Here is a 14,498-nt window from a genome sequence, read left to right as displayed (position 1 = left end):
CGGCCCGGCCTCAGCACAGGACGCGCAGTGCGCCGGGCAGCACCCTGGCCGTGACCGGGAGGGCGGCCTCGATCTCGCCGTCCGCGCCGTAGGGAAGGTCCCGGTCGGCCTCGATGCGTATCTCCCGGCCGCGCAGGACCCGCACCTGGGGGCGGTGGACGTGGGCGCCGGTGTCGAGTTCCTTCATCAGGGCGAAGAACAGCCGGCGCGGCGCGTCGCGGATCATCACGACGTCGAGAAGACCGTCGTCGAGCCGGGCCTCGGGAGCGATACGGCGCGCGGAGCCGTAGTAGCTGGAGTTGGCGGCCACCACGGTGTAGCCGGTGCAGGTGTGCTCCTGGCCGTCGACGGTGATCCGGTAGCCGACGGGGCGCCAGGTGCTGATCGCGCGCAGGGCACCCGCGTAGTAGGAGGCCGAACCGCGCAGCAGGCGGGAGCGGTTGGCGTGGAGGTTGGCCAGCGCGTCCACGCCCGCGTAGACGCTGCCGAGCACGACGGTGCCGGCGTGGACGGACGAGGTGACCTCGATGGTGTCCACGGCACGTGGTGTGCCGTGGAGCAGCACGTGGGCCACGCCTTCGGGGTCGCCGGGCAGGCCCAGGGCCCGGGCGAAGTCGTTGCCGCGCCCGGCCGGGACCATGCCGAACAGTGCGCCGGTGCCGCTGAGGGCTCCGCCGATGCTCCCGGTGATGCCGTCGCCGCCGACGGCTAGCACCACCCGGCCGCGTTCCCCGGCGTCCCGGGCGAGTTCGCGGGCGTGGGCGAGGCTGCGGCTGTACTCGGTCTCCAGCCCGGCACCCGCCTCCCGGAGCAGACGGGCCACCTTCAGCAGCGCCGCAGCGCTGGTGGCTCCGCCCGCGGTGGGGTTGACGACGGCGGTGAACTGTCGCATCGATGTGCCTCCGGGCTGACGGGTGGTGCCGGGCTGTCGTCTGATGGGGTGGTGCGTGCTCGCGGGGGTGGGACCGGCCGTCAGTCGGCCGGCAGCAGGACGCCGGGGTTCAGCAGGCCGTCCGGGTCCAGGCGTTGCTTGACGGCCTGGAGTGCGGCCACGCCCAGGTCCGTGGCCTCGCGGAGGTACCAGTCGCGGTGGTCGGTGCCGACCGCGTGGTGGTGGGTGATGGTGCCGCCCGCCGCGAGGATCGCCTCGTTCGCGGCGTGCTTGGCGCGCGTCCAGTGCACGACCGGGTCCTCGCCCTGTGCCGAGACGACGGTGAAGTACAGCGAGGCACCGTTCTCGTAGACGTGCGAGATGTGGCACATGACCAGGGGCGGCGTGCCGTGCTCGGTGAGTGTGGCGGTCAGCGCGTCGCGGACGCCCGCGTACAGGCCGGGCAGCCGGGACCAGTAGGCGGCGGTCTCCAGCGTCTCGGCGAACGCTCCCGCTTCGAGGAGCGAGTCCCGCAGGTACGGTGCCGCGTAGCGGCCGTGTGCCCAGCGGCGTCCTGGTTCGTCGCCCGCGAACTCGCCGCCGCAGTCGGTGAGTACGGCCGCCGCGGCCGCCCGGCGCCGGTCGGTGTCCTCCTCGGTTCCCTCGAAGCCGACGACGGCGAGACATCCCGCGCTCTGCTGCTCGGCGGCGGAGCCGATGGCATCGGGCTGGGCCAGGCCGATCAGTGTCTCGGTCTCGTCGGAGAGCCTCAGGACGGTGGGGCGCGGGCCGTCCTGGGCGAGCCGGCGCAGGGCGGCGGTGCCCGCGTCGAAGGAGGCGAAGCGCCACCCTTCGTAGCGGCGGGTCCGCGGGACGGGCCGGACGCGGACGGTGACGGAGGTGATGACGCCGAAGGCGCCCTCCGAACCGAGCAGCAGTTGCCGCAGATCGGGCCCGGCGGCCGAGCGGGGCGCGCGGCCGGTGTCGAGGGTGCCTCCGGGCGTGGCGAGGGTGAGGCCGAGGACCATCTCGTCGAAACGGCCGTAGCCGGCGGAGGCCTGGCCGCTGGAGCGGGTCGCGGCGAAGCCCCCGATGGTGGCCCACTCGTAGGACTGCGGGAAGTGGCCGAGGGTGAAGCCGTGTTCGGCCAGGAGCGCCTCGGCCTCGGGGGCGCGCAGGCCGGCCTGCAGGGTGGCGGTCCGGGAGACGGGGTCGAGGTCGAGCAGCCGGTTCAGATGCCGCAGGTCCAGGGCGACGAAGGGCGCCTCGCCGGTGGGGGCGAGGCCTCCGACGACGGAGGTGCCGCCGCCGAACGGAACGAGGGCGAGGCGGTGTTCGGCGCAGACGCGGAGCACGGCGAGCACCTCGTCATGGCTCTGCGGAAGAGCCACGGCCGCCGGGGCGTCGGCGGTGTCACCGGCGCGCAGCCGCAGCAGGTCCGGGGTGGACTTGCCGCGCGTGTGCCGGACGCGGCTCTCGGTGTCGGTACGGACGTCCTCCGCCCGATCGCCGAGTGCGGTGCGCAGCGCGTGCAGGGCGGCGCCCTCCAGTGCGGGCGTGGAGATCTCGATCTCCTCCAGCCGGGCTGATGCCGTGGGCTGCGGCTTGACGCCGAGCCAGTCGCGCAGCAGCCCGGTCACGGTGTCGGGCAGCGCCGTCGCCCTGGCCGGGTCTCCCCAGCCGTTCCACAGCATGTCCATGCCTGTCGTCCTCACCGGTCGTCGGGGTTGCCGCTGGAGCGGCGTCGGGCGTTACACTGTTACACATGACGCCTAATCGTCACAACAGCTCGGCCCAGCCGAACCCCTCCGACAACGACGTGGTGCTCGACGCCGTCCGCGACTGCGTCCTCGCCGTCGGGGTCCGCCGGACGACCATGACCGACGTGGCCCGTCGCGCGGGCCTCTCGCGGATGACGCTCTACCGCCGCTGGCCCGACGTCCGCTCCCTCGTCGGCGATCTCATGACGCGCGAGTGGATCGCCGTCGCGACCGGGTCCATGCCCGAGAGGCGGCCGGAGCTGGGCACGCGCCCGCCGCTGATCGACGGCCTGGTCGCGGGGGTCGAGGCGTTCCGCGCCCACCCGCTCTTCCAGAAGATCGTCGACGTGGACCCCGAACTGCTCCTGCCCTACGTGCTGGACCGGCGCGGCGCGAGCCAGGAAGCCCTGCTGGAGCTCCTCGCCGGGGCGCTGCGCGAGGGGCACGCCGACGGTTCGGTGCGCGAGGCCCCGGCCGCACGCCAGGCCCGGACCGTGCTGCTGATCCTCCAGTCCTTCGCCCTGTCCCTGCGCACCATGACCGACGAGGACGACCCCGAGCTCACCACCGCGGCGTTCCTGGCCGAACTGCGCACCGTTCTGGAGAGGACCCTCACCCCATGACCCAGACCGCCGTCCCGGCCGCCGGGGCCTCCCTGTCCGCGGCCCGGCGCGCCCGTGAGCTGACCGAAGCGACCGACGGCCGGGTGGTGGACGTGCTGGTCGTGGGCCTCGGCGCGACCGGCGCCGGAGCGGCCCTCGACGCCGCCGCCCGCGGTCTCGACGTCGTCGCCGTCGACGCCCACGACCTGGCGTTCGGCACCTCGCGCTGGAGCTCCAAGCTCGTCCACGGAGGGCTGCGCTACCTGGCCTCGGCCCAGTTCGACGTCGCTCACGAGAGCGCGGTCGAACGGGGCGTGCTGATGGAGCGTACGGCGCCCCACCTGGTGCGTGCCCAGCCGTTCGTCCTGCCCCTGACCGGACTCGTCTCGCGCGGCCAGGCCGCGCTGGCCTGGGCGGGCTTCCGGGCCGGCGACGCCCTGCGGCTGTCGGCCCGCACGGCGCGCGCCACGCTGCCCGCCCCGCGCCGGCTGTCGCCTGTCGAGACCCGGCACCTGGCCCCGGCACTGCGCCCCGGCGGGCTGCGGGGCGGCCTGCTGTCCTGGGACGGGAGGCTCACCGACGACGCGCGTCTGGTGACCGCCCTCGCCCGCACGGCCGCCGCGCACGACGCCCGTGTGCTGACCCGTGTCCGGGCCCTGGAACTCACCGCGTCCGGCGCCCGCGTACGGGACGAACTCACCGGCGAGGAGGGCGAGATCCGGGCCCGCGCGGTGATCAACGCGTCCGGCGTATGGGCCGGGGACCTCGTCGAGGGCATCCGGATCCGGCCCTCCCGCGGCACCCACCTCGTGCTGCGCTCGGAGCACATCGGCCCGCTCCCCGCCGGCCTGCACATCCCCGTCCCCGGCGAGACCAACCGGTTCGTCCTCGTACTGCCCCAGGACGACGGCCGCGTCTACGTCGGACTCACCGACGAACCCCTCGACGGACCGGTCCCCGACGTCCCCGACGTGCCCGAGACCGACATCGGCTTCCTGCTCGACATCCTCGGCTCCGTGCTCGACGTCCCCGTCCGCCGCGGCGACGTCGTCGGCGCGTTCGCCGGCCTGCGCCCCCTGCTGGACACGAGCGGGACGGCCCAGCCCGGCACCGCCGCACGCACGGCCGACATCTCCCGCCGGCACGCGGTACTGACCTCACCGGACGGCGTGGTCAGCGTGGTCGGCGGCAAGCTCACCACCTACCGCCGGATGGCCGAGGACGCCGTGAACGCCGCGGTCGAGGCACGCGGCCTGGCCGCCGGTCCCTCACCCACCGCCACGCTCCCGCTGGTGGGCGCCGCGGCCCCCCCGGCACTCGCCGCGCTGCGCGCGCCGCGCCGCCTCGTCCAGCGCTACGGCACCGAGGCACCGGCGGTGCACACCCTGGGCGTACGGGACCCGCGCCTGGGCGAGCCGGTCGTCCCGGGTCATCCCGTCACCGGCGCCGAAGTGCTGTGGGCACTGCGGCACGAGGGCGCCCTGGACGAGGCGGACCTGCTCGACCGGCGCACCCGCATCGGACTCGTCCCGGCGGACCGGGCCGACGCGCTGGAGGCCGTACGCGCTCTGATGGGAGAAGCGGCCCCCCTCGCGTGAGGCCGCCGTGAGGAACGGCGGGTGCGTGCTTCGACGCAGGCGAGCGGCTCCACTCTCACCCGCACCGGGTGAAGCCGCCCGTCCCCGCCAGGGGCACGCTGAAGAGGACGCCGAGCCGAACCTTCGGAGGAGGCTCCTCTCCCCGTCCCCTCCGGCCCCCGAGCATCGAAACCGAGGCGCAAGATGACCGCCACACCCACCCAAACGTCACACAGGGCGAAGGACGAATGGGCCACCGGCCTGACCGCCTTCGCCGCCGTGATGCTCTTCCTGGTCGGGCTGCTCGACCTCTTCCGGGGCATCATGGCCATCGCCGAGGACGACATCTTCGTCACGACCCGCAACTACGTCTTCGAGTACGACCTGACCGGCTGGGGCTGGATCCACCTCGCCCTCGGCGTGGTCGCCATGGTCGTCAGCATGGGGCTGCTCAAGACGGCGATGTGGGCCCGCGTCGTCGGTGTCGCCATCGCCGGGCTCGTCATCATCGCCAACTTCCTCTCCCTGCCGCAGTACCCGGTCTGGTCGATCGTGATGATCGCGCTGTCGGGCTTCATCATCTGGGCCCTGTGCGTCGTACCGCGCGAGAACCTTCTCGAACCGTCCGAGGAAGGCTCATGGCGCGCACACGACGACGCGTACCGTCCCACGGCCTCTCCCCGGCCTCCTCGCTGAGGGCCCCGGGGCGGCCTCCGAGGTGGCTCGGTCCGCCGTGCGGCCGTGCAGGAAGGCTGGGATGCTGAGGGTGGAAGCGCTGCCCATGACGTGGCCCTGACCCGACAGGGGTGATGTGCGCCGTGTCGGACTTTCCTGCACGTGCTCGAGCATCCGAGATTCCCGTCGTTACGCCGCTGTCGTACACCGATCCCCTCGGCAATCCGTTCCTGCGCACGCGGTTCGCCCTCCCCGCGAGGCCCCGCACCTACCTGCGGCGCCGGCGTCTCGCCGACCACCTCGACCAGGCCTTCAATACGCCGCTGACTCTCCTCAACGGCCCTGCCGGAGCCGGCAAGACCCTGCTGGCCGCCGAGTGGGCCTCCGGGCAGAGCCCGCCGGTCGCCTGGCTCTCCTTCGACGGCGGAGACCACCGCCCCGGGGTGTTCTGGGCCTACGTTCTGCAGGCCCTGCGCGCCTGCGGTGCACCGCCCTCCGAAGCGGTCGGGACACCGGTCAACGCCTCCAGGGTGAGCCGCAGGATCCTGTCCACACTCGCCTCCGAGCTGAACGACCGAGACGGGCCGGTGCTGCTCGTGCTCGACGAGTACGACCGCGTGACCGACACGAAGATCGCGGAGCAGCTGGAGTTCGTCCTGCACCACGCCGGCCGGGGACTGCGCCTCGTCCTGATCACCCGCACCGAACCGCTGCTCCCGCTGCACCGCTACCGGGCGGTCGGCGAACTGACGGAGATCCGCTCCGCCGAACTGGCCTTCACGCCCGAAGAGGCCGCCGCGCTGCTGGAACTGCACGGTGTGAGCGTTCCGGTCCAGGCGGCGCGGAACCTGGTCGACCGGACCCGGGGCTGGGCCGCCGGTCTGAGCCTGTCCGCCCTGGCCGCCCGGGAGAGCCCGGACCCCGAGCTGTATCTGAAGGAGTTCGAAGCGGACCGCAGCACGGTCGCGGACTTCCTGCTGGCCGAGGTCCTCAAGAGGCAGACGCGGGAGACCCAGGACCTCCTGCTGCGCGTGAGCGTCCTGGACCGCTTCTGCCCCGATCTGGCCAACGCGCTGACCCATCGCATCGACGCCGAGCCCCTGCTCGCCGACCTGCACCGCGAGAACGCGTTCGTCGAACGGCTCGGGCACTCCTGGTACCAGCTCCACCCGCTGTTCAGGGAGATCCTTCGGGCCCATCTGCGCGTCCGCCTGCCCGGGCTGGAGCCCGAACTCCACCGACGGGCCGCGCGGTGGCTGCGTCGGCACGGCCACCTGCCGGAGACACTCGCCCACAGCGCCGCCGCGGACGACTGGGACCTCGCCGCCGGTGCCCTCGTGGACGACCTCGCGATCGGACGGCTCTTCACCGGCCCGAACTCGCACGACCTGGCGCAGTTGTTCTCCCACATGGGGCCCGAGGCGAGAAGCCCGGCCACGGACCTCGTGCGCGCCGCCCACGACCTGTCCCACCACGACCTCGATCACGGCCTGGCGAGCCTGCGCCACGCCGAGGAGCAGCTCGCCGACGACGACCGCGACCTCGCCGCCGCGCGGTTGAGCTGTGCGCTGCTGGAAGCGCTGGCCGCCCGGCTGACCGGATGTCCCCCGCAGGTGGAGAAGGCCGCCGAAACGGCCGCCGAACTGCGGCAGGAGGTACCGGCTCACCTTCTGGACAAGCATCCCGAGCTCACCGCCCTCCTGCTGACCCATGTGGGCTCGACACTCCTGTGGGCCGGGCGTTTCGAGGACGCGCGTGCCGTACTGAACACCGTGGCCGATGCTCCCGGCGGACCGGCCACCGAGGCGCCCCGGGAGGAGGCGATGGGACACCTGGCCCTGCTCGACTACCTCAACGGCTGGACCGGCCGGGCGGAGCGCAGGGCACTGGCGGCGGTGTCCGAGACGGATCGCCCCGGCCCGCCCCGGACGACCGGCTCCGGGATCGGACGGATGGTCCTGGCCGCCGTGGCCGTCGACCGGGATGAACTGGACCGGGCCCAGGCCCTCCTCGACCAGACCGCCGGCCTTCCCTCCGGAACGCGTGATCCGGTGACGGCGGCGGGGCACGCCTTCGCCTCGGCACGCCTCCTGATGGCCAGGGGAAAGATGCGAGCCGCCGTCGAGGCGGCGGACCCGGCCGTCCCCGCCGCCGTGGCCTCGCCGTGGGCGACGAGCCAGGAAGCGCTCGTCACCTCGGCCGCCCACCTGGCCGGGGGGCGGCCGGACAGAGCCGCCGAGGTACTCCGGGCGGTCTCCGGCGACCAGCCCGTGTGCGCCGTGGAGGCCGCGTCGATCCAGCTCGCCGCACGACGTACCGGGGCGGCACTCGACCTGCTCGACAGCATCCACGCCGAGGAACGCACCGGCCCGGCGGTGAGCGTCAGGGCAGCGCTGGTGAGGGCTCGGGCCGCCGACGGGGCGGGAGACACGGCGACCGTCCGGAGGCTCCTGACGCAGGCACTCCTCGACGCCCGGCGCGAGCGGCTTCGGCGTCCGTTCCTGGACGCCGGGGCGTGGATCCGGCCCCACCTGGCCACGGCGCCGCTGCACGATCTGGCGGCGGGCTGGCTCACGCCCGCTCCGGCGCTGCCCCGCGGGCGGCCGGGACCGCCGTCGCCCCCTCCTCCCCCGCTCGTGGTGGTGGAGCTGAGCGCACGCGAACACGACGTCCTGGAGCGCGTGGCCCGGATGATGTCGACGGAGGAGATCGCCGCCGACCTCTGCCTGTCGGTGAACACGGTGAAGACCCACCTCAAGAGCGTCTACCGGAAGCTGGCGGTGAACCGGCGCGGCGAGGCGGTGCGCCGAGCCCGCGACCTCCGGATGCTGTGAGGACGCGCCGGTGCGAGAGCCCGGCGTGAGCCCTCTCCCCCTTCGTGGGTGAGGCGTGCAGCGCGTAGGTCAGGTGCGATGAGAGCGGCCGGCGGCGTGCGCGCCGGGACCGGGCCGACACTCTGAGGCCACAGGGAGCCACCATGTCCAGGACCACACCCGCCCCGGCCGACCGCGGCAAGCACCGGACGGAGCGCCGGGCCCGCGCCGATTACACGGGGGGCGTCTACGGTTCGATGCTCGCGGCCTCCGTGGTGATCGGCGCCGGCTCCCTCGGCTCGTTCCCGCGGGCCGAGCTGGTCCTGCTGCTGCTCATCACCGGAGTGGTGTTCTGGATCGCGCACGTGCACGCCCAGTTGTTCGGGGCGCGCCTGGCCCAACAGGCTCCGGACCGCCGTCTCGTGATGCACGTGTGCCGTGACGAGTGGCCCATCGTCAAGGCCGCCGTCCCGCCGGCGGCCGCCGTGGCGGTCAGTCCGCTCCTGGGGCTGGACGTCCAAGGGGCGCTCTGGCTGGCGCTCTGCGTCGCCGTGGCCGGCCAGGTCGGGTGGTCCGTGGCCGCGGCGCGCCGTGCCGGTGCCTCGCCGCGGCTGATGGCCGTCACCGCGTCGGTCAATCTGCTGCTCGGTCTGCTCATCATCGTTGTCAAGATCGTGCTCAAGCACTGATCCCGGTGTCCGTCACACCGGGCGGGTCACCTACTCCGGGTGAGGTTCGGACCGGCACGGAGGTGGACGATGGCGGAAAGGGCGCCGTCCGCCTGTCCCGGGAAGCCGTGGGAGGACAAGTTCGTGCGCTACGAGATCCGCGTCGAGGGACACCTGTCGGAGACACTGGCCAAAGCCTTTCCGGAGCTGGGCCATGTGGTGATGGCCGGGCAGACCGTTCTGTTCGGCCCCGTCGTGGACGAAGCGCACCTGTTCGGGCTGCTGGCCCGCTGCCAGTCCCTGGGCCTGCGGGTCGTGGAGATGCGGCCGGTGCCGGAGTGACGCGGCCGTACCCGGCACACGACACGAAGGACCTCCGCCCCACCGCCATGGTGGCGCCGACGGCTCACCCACGGAGGGTGAGCCCGGCACCGGCGACAGGCGGGACGCTGAAGCGGTCGCATCCCCCGCTCGGGCCGTGTCGCATCCTTCGGCAGACCCCCGCACCTCGATCACACGAGGAGGAGCCATGGCCATGTCCCGTGGCCCGTCACCGCTCCCCGGGCATGAGCACCACTCCGACGGAGCGGTCCTCATGGCGACGGGTGACTCCGCGTACGGCCTCGCGCGGCTGGGCCGTTCCTGGACCTGGCTCCTGGGCTCGGCCGTGGCGACGCTCGTCCCGGGCGTCCTGGTACTGGTCTGGCCGGAGGCGACCCTGCACGTCCTGGCCGTCCTCATCGGGCTGTATCTGCTGGTCAGCGGGGCGTTCCGGTTCGTGGCCGTCTTCGGCCGGGAGGAGCACGGAGAACGGCTTCCGGCGCTGATCCTGGCCGTGCTCTACGTCCTGGCCGGGGTGCTGTGCCTGCGGAACCCGCTGCAGACGATCGCCGCGCTCTCGCTGGTCGTCGGGGTCGTCTGGCTGGTGTCCGGGATCCTCACCCTGTACACGGCCGTCGCCGCGAAGGACCTGCCGCACCGCGGCGTCGTCCTGGGCGCCGCGGTGCTCGGCATCATCGCCGGGATCGTGGTGCTCGCCCTGCCGTCGGAGTCGGCCCGCGCCCTGACCCGGCTGCTCGGCCTGTGGCTCGTCCTGCTGGCCCTCGCCGAGGCAGCGGTCGCCCTCGCGTGGCGGGCCGCGCTTCGTAAGACGCGCGCCGTGGGGCCCGGCGCCCCCACGGGCGTGGCCTGACACCGCACACGACACTCTCGGGCATCCCGGGCACCCTCCCGGCCCCGCGACGCCGCTGCATCCTCCCTCCCGTGCGGCGACCTCACAGCCGGAGCCGGCGCACACGCGGAAAGGCGCACCCATGAACCCGGCCGCATCCCCGGACCCGCGGCACCCCGGCGAGGCCGCTGACCCGCAGCACGTCATGACCGCCGACGAAAGAGCGGAGTACGAGCGGCTGCGCCGTCACGCGGCGGTACGCCACCGGCGGATACGGCGGGCCGGCTCCACCCTCCTCCTCCTGGCGGCCCTGCTGCTCGCGCCCGTGGCAGTCGTCGCCGCCTGGGTCCAGGACACGGTCTCCGACACCGACAGGTACGTGGAGACCGTCGCGCCGCTGGCGTCCGAGCCGCCCGTGCAGGACGTCGTGATCAACCGGCTGACGGACCGCGTGGTGAACAACGTCGACGTCCGGGCGGTGACGGACGCACTCGTGCGGACCCTTCAGGACGCGGGGGCACCACCGCGCGTCGTCGACGGGGCGGCGTCGCTCGAAGGTCCGCTGCGCAACGCGGTCAGGACCGTCGTGGACCGCACCGTCACCCGCGTGATCACCAGCGATGCCTTCCAGCAGGCGTGGGAGGGAGCCAACCGGCGCTCGCACGCCGCGGTGGTGAACATGCTCACCGGTGACCGCGAGGGTGCCGTGACCTCCGAGGGCGGCACCGTCCGGCTGGACGTGGGAGAGGTCGTCGACCAGGTGCGGGAGCGGCTCGTCGACGAGGGCTTCGACAAGGCCGCCGCCATCCCGGACGCCGACCGGACGATCACCTTGTTCGAGTCGGAGCAGCTGGGCAAGGCTCAGGACGCGATGCGGCTGCTGGACGTCCTCGGCGCCTGGTTGCCCGTCCTCACCGTCGTACTGGCCGCGCTCGCCGTGTGGACCGCTCCGGCACACCGGGTCATGCTGATGATCACCGCGACGGGCGTCGGCGTGATGATGGTGGTACTGCTCGTCGCCCTGGCCGTGCTCCGGCGCGCCTACCTGGACTCGGTCCCGCCGACGGCCCTGCCCGCCGACGCGGCCGCGGTCATCTACGACAGCTTCGTCCGCTTCCTGCGCGACAGCACGCTCACCCTGCTGGTCGTGGCGGTGATCACCGCACTGGTCGCCTGCCTGTATGGTCCTGGACGCCTCGCGCGTGGCGTCCGTGCGACGGCGGACCGGGCCACGACGGCCACCGGCGGGGCGCTTGCACGCAGGGGCGTGCGCACCGGTGCCACGGGACGCCGGCTCGCAGAACACCGAAAGTGGACCACCGGGGTGGTCATGGCGGCCGGAGCCCTGACGCTGGTGCTCTGGAACCACCCGACCGTCGCAGCGGTCGTGCTCGTCCTCGGCATCGCCCTGGCCGTCCTGATCATCCTGGCGATTCTCGCCTCCGCCACCGGACCGGCGGACCGGGCAGCGGACCAGGCGCCGCAACAGGCGGCCCCGTGAGCCATGACCGGGACATCCGGCCGAGGAGACAAGGCCCTCGGACGCACGACGGCACGGATCGCGGCGGGCCTGCGGTCCGGGGACGCAGCCCGGCTGCTGTCCCGTCTGTCGACGCTCAACATCGTCGAGGGCTCCGTACGGCTGGCCGCGCAGGCGTTCCTCACCGCACTGCCGCTGCTGATGACCGTCGCCGCGTTCGCCCCCGGCGGGGTGCAGGACCTCCTGGCCGACTCGCTCCGGGCCGTTCTGGGGATACGCGGCGACACCCTCGACGAGCTGCGCCGGGTCTTCTCCGCGACGGGCACGACACGGAACACGGCCGGAGCGGTGAGCGCGGTGGTGACACTCGTGTCGGCCACGGCGTTCAGCCGGGCTCTGCAGGCGGTGTGCCTGCGCTGCTGGCGCCTTGCCCGCACACCGATACGGGCCGCGGTCTGGCGCTGGCTGCTCTGGCTGGTGGTCTGGCTCGCCTACCTCCTGCTCCAGGCGCCGCTGCGCCACGGGTTCGGCGCGGGCGCGGTGACGGGAGTGCTGCTGTCCGTGCTCTCGGCGACGCTGCTGTGGTGGTGGTCCCAGCACCTGCTGCTGGGCGGGCGGATCGGCTGGCGGAGTCTGCTGCCGGGAGCACTGCTGGCCGGCGGCGGTACTGTCCTGCTGAGCCTGGCCGCGCGGGTGCTGGTCCCCACGGCCATGGAACGCAGCCTGGACGAGTTCGGCCCGCTCGGACCGGTGTTCACCTTCCTCTCCTGGCTCATCGCCGTCTTCCTCGTGGCCGTCTCGGGCCTGGCCCTCGGCGAGTACGTCGCCTCCACCACCTGGTACCGGAGGTCCGCCCTCGGCCGCACGCTCACCCGTGCCGGGTGAGGCGGGGTGTGCCGTGCCGTGTCCACGCTGAGGACAGCGCGCGCCGCCAGCCCGGCGAGCACCGACGACGGAGGAAGACATGAGCGCACAGACGTATCTGGCGTACGACTACCCCCTGCTGAGCGTCTTCTGGAGCATGCTCCTGTTCTTCCTGTGGATCATGTGGTTCGTCCTGCTCTTCCGCGTGGTGGTCGACATCTTCCGTGACGACGACATGAGCGGCTGGGCGAAGACCGGCTGGCTGGTGCTGACCGTCCTGTTGCCCTTCCTCGGCGTGTTCGTCTACGTGATCGCCCGCGGCAAGAACATGGGCCGCCGTGAGATAGCGCAGGCCCGGGCACAGCAGGAGGCCTTCGACGCCCGCGTCAGGCAGGCCGCGGGCAGCGAGGGCCGGTCCAGCAGCGTCGACGAGCTCGCCAAGCTGTCGGAGATCCGCGACCGCGGCGCCATCACGGACGACGAGTTCCGCAAGGCGAAGGAGCTCGTCCTGAGCGGCCACGCGCCGGCCGGCTCCTCGGGCTCCACCACCCACACCTCCGGCCGTTGAGCGATCGGCGCCGACCTCGCCTCGAACCCCATGACACACGCGTCGGCGATGGGTGCCCCGTACAGTTGAGCGAGGGGAGTCACCTCCCCTACTCGCACCCCTCCGTACGGGAGCACCCATGCACCACCCGTCCGGCGGCCCCGACGACGACTCCGGCGCCCTGTTCGGACTCGACGCCCTCACTCCTCGACCGGCCGCCACCGACCGGCGTCCCTCCTTGTGCACCTCCGCCGTGGCTCGCCGGCTGCTGCCCGTGCGGGAGATCTACGCCGAGCCCGCCGCTGCCGGGTCGCCGCGCGGGAGGCAGATCAGCGCCCGGTTCCCCGACGCGCGCGTGACGACGGTGGAGTCCCACTGGCGCCTCCCCGGGCTGCACGGCAACCAGGGGAACGTCGAGCGCTGGGTGCGCATCAAGGGGGAGACGCTGGTCCTGGGCGAGAAGAAGACCCTCACCACACGCCCCAACGGCCGCTCGGCGGACTGGATCGCCCCCGGAGCCTCCAACGGCTGCGCGATGGCCTGCGCCTACTGCTACGTGCCCCGGCGCAAGGGGTACGCCAACCCCATCACCGTCTTCACCAACATCGACCGGATCGTCGCCCACATCGCCCGGCACGTGGCGCGGCAGGGGCGCAAGCCCGAGCCGAACCAGTGCGACGCGGAGTCATGGGTGTACGACATCGGGGAGAACGGCGACTGCTCGGTGGACGCACTGATCTGCGACAACACCGCGGATCTGGTGCACGCCTTCCGCCAGTGGCCGAAGGCCAAGGCATCCTTCGCGACCAAGTTCGTCAATCCCGACCTGCTGGCCCTCGACCCGCGTGGCCGCACCCGCATCCGGTTCTCGCTGATGCCACCGGACGACCCCCGGCTGCTCGACGTACGCACCTCGCCCGTCGCCGAGCGCATCGGCGCGGCGGCCGACTTCCTGGACGCCGGGTACGAGGTCCACTTCAATCTCTCCCCCGTGGTCGTCCGCCCCGGCTGGGAGCGCGCCTGGGCGGAGTTGCTCATCCACCTCGACGACGTCCTGCCGCGGCGGGTGAAACAGCAGGCGGCGGCGGAGGTGATCATGCTCACCCACAACCGGGACCTGCATGAGGTCAACCTCGGCTGGCATCCCCGTGCCGAGGAGGTCCTGTGGCGCCCGGAACTCCAGCAGGCCAAGCGCTCGGAGAACGGCGCCCTCAACCTCCGGTACCGCAACGACGTCAAGGGCGAGGCGGTACGAACCCTGCGCTCCCTGATCGACCGCCACGCGCCGTGGCTGCGCGTGCGCTACGCCTTCTGAGCGACGGAAGGGACAGCACGGCGCCGTCGCGTTTCGGACCGGGCCCCCCGCGCCGCCGCGCAGGGGGCCCGGGAGTGCGCCGCCTCCCGTGTCCCTCGCGTCGGCGGGCACTCGAACGGGACGCCGTCCCGAACCCTTGCCCACCCTTCGAGGCA

The 14,498-nt window shown here is 73.1% G+C and carries 13 protein-coding genes; 11 read left to right on the top strand and 2 right to left on the bottom strand.

The annotated features are described in order from the left end of the window. Positions 1-10: 10 nt before the first annotated feature. Both BJ965_RS37575 and BJ965_RS37570 read right to left on the bottom strand, forming a co-directional pair. Complete coding sequence (locus tag BJ965_RS37575; protein ID WP_184916131.1) at positions 11-892, bottom strand: diacylglycerol/lipid kinase family protein; 882 nt, start codon at positions 890-892, stop codon at positions 11-13. An 80-nt stretch (positions 893-972) separates the two neighbouring features. Next, positions 973-2,571 (bottom strand): FAD-binding oxidoreductase, encoded by a 1,599-nt coding sequence (locus BJ965_RS37570; RefSeq protein WP_184916128.1) that lies wholly within the window; start codon positions 2,569-2,571, stop codon positions 973-975. A 65-nt stretch (positions 2,572-2,636) separates the two neighbouring features. On the opposite strand from BJ965_RS37570, the gene BJ965_RS37565 reads away from it, so the two are divergent. From BJ965_RS37565 to BJ965_RS37515, 11 genes are all read left to right on the top strand, one after another. Continuing rightward, positions 2,637-3,254, top strand: coding sequence for a TetR/AcrR family transcriptional regulator (locus BJ965_RS37565; RefSeq protein WP_184916124.1), 618 nt, complete (start codon positions 2,637-2,639; stop codon positions 3,252-3,254). Continuing rightward, positions 3,251-4,831 (top strand): glycerol-3-phosphate dehydrogenase/oxidase, encoded by a 1,581-nt coding sequence (locus BJ965_RS37560; RefSeq protein ID WP_184916121.1) that lies wholly within the window; start codon positions 3,251-3,253, stop codon positions 4,829-4,831. Before BJ965_RS37565 ends, BJ965_RS37560 begins: the two co-directional genes overlap by 4 nt. Before the next feature lie 183 nt (positions 4,832-5,014). Further along, positions 5,015-5,506 carry a DUF7144 family membrane protein gene (locus BJ965_RS37555; protein WP_184916118.1) on the top strand — a complete coding sequence of 164 codons (492 nt, stop codon included), beginning with the start codon at positions 5,015-5,017 and terminating at the stop codon, positions 5,504-5,506. Positions 5,507-5,664: 158 nt separating this feature from the next. Further along, positions 5,665-8,319 (top strand): helix-turn-helix transcriptional regulator, encoded by a 2,655-nt coding sequence (locus BJ965_RS37550; protein ID WP_313667810.1) that lies wholly within the window; start codon positions 5,665-5,667, stop codon positions 8,317-8,319. 143 nt (positions 8,320-8,462) lie between these two features. After that, positions 8,463-8,987, top strand: coding sequence for a hypothetical protein (locus BJ965_RS37545; protein ID WP_184916112.1), 525 nt, complete (start codon positions 8,463-8,465; stop codon positions 8,985-8,987). Between the two features lie 123 nt (positions 8,988-9,110). Then, positions 9,111-9,308: a hypothetical protein gene (locus BJ965_RS37540; protein ID WP_030847793.1), complete on the top strand. Its 198-nt coding sequence runs from the start codon at positions 9,111-9,113 to the stop codon at positions 9,306-9,308. Positions 9,309-9,495: 187 nt separating this feature from the next. Then, the gene (locus tag BJ965_RS37535) at positions 9,496-10,158 is read left to right on the top strand and encodes an HdeD family acid-resistance protein (RefSeq protein ID WP_184916109.1); all 663 of its coding nucleotides are present in this window, start codon (positions 9,496-9,498) and stop codon (positions 10,156-10,158) included. Positions 10,159-10,279: 121 nt separating this feature from the next. Then, the gene (locus BJ965_RS37530; RefSeq protein ID WP_184916106.1) at positions 10,280-11,638 is read left to right on the top strand and encodes a hypothetical protein; all 1,359 of its coding nucleotides are present in this window, start codon (positions 10,280-10,282) and stop codon (positions 11,636-11,638) included. Between the two features lie 3 nt (positions 11,639-11,641). Continuing rightward, complete coding sequence (locus BJ965_RS37525; protein WP_184916103.1) at positions 11,642-12,502, top strand: ribonuclease BN; 861 nt, start codon at positions 11,642-11,644, stop codon at positions 12,500-12,502. 79 nt (positions 12,503-12,581) lie between these two features. Next, positions 12,582-13,049, top strand: coding sequence for an SHOCT domain-containing protein (locus BJ965_RS37520; RefSeq protein ID WP_184916100.1), 468 nt, complete (start codon positions 12,582-12,584; stop codon positions 13,047-13,049). Between the two features lie 118 nt (positions 13,050-13,167). Further along, on the top strand, positions 13,168-14,343 hold the full coding sequence (locus BJ965_RS37515) for a spore photoproduct lyase family protein (protein WP_184916097.1): 1,176 nt from the start codon (positions 13,168-13,170) through the stop codon (positions 14,341-14,343). Positions 14,344-14,498 lie beyond the last annotated feature (155 nt).

This window comes from Streptomyces luteogriseus (assembly GCF_014205055.1).
GTDB lineage: Bacteria > Actinomycetota > Actinomycetes > Streptomycetales > Streptomycetaceae > Streptomyces > Streptomyces luteogriseus.
This window is presented reverse-complemented; position numbering and strand designations above follow the sequence as displayed.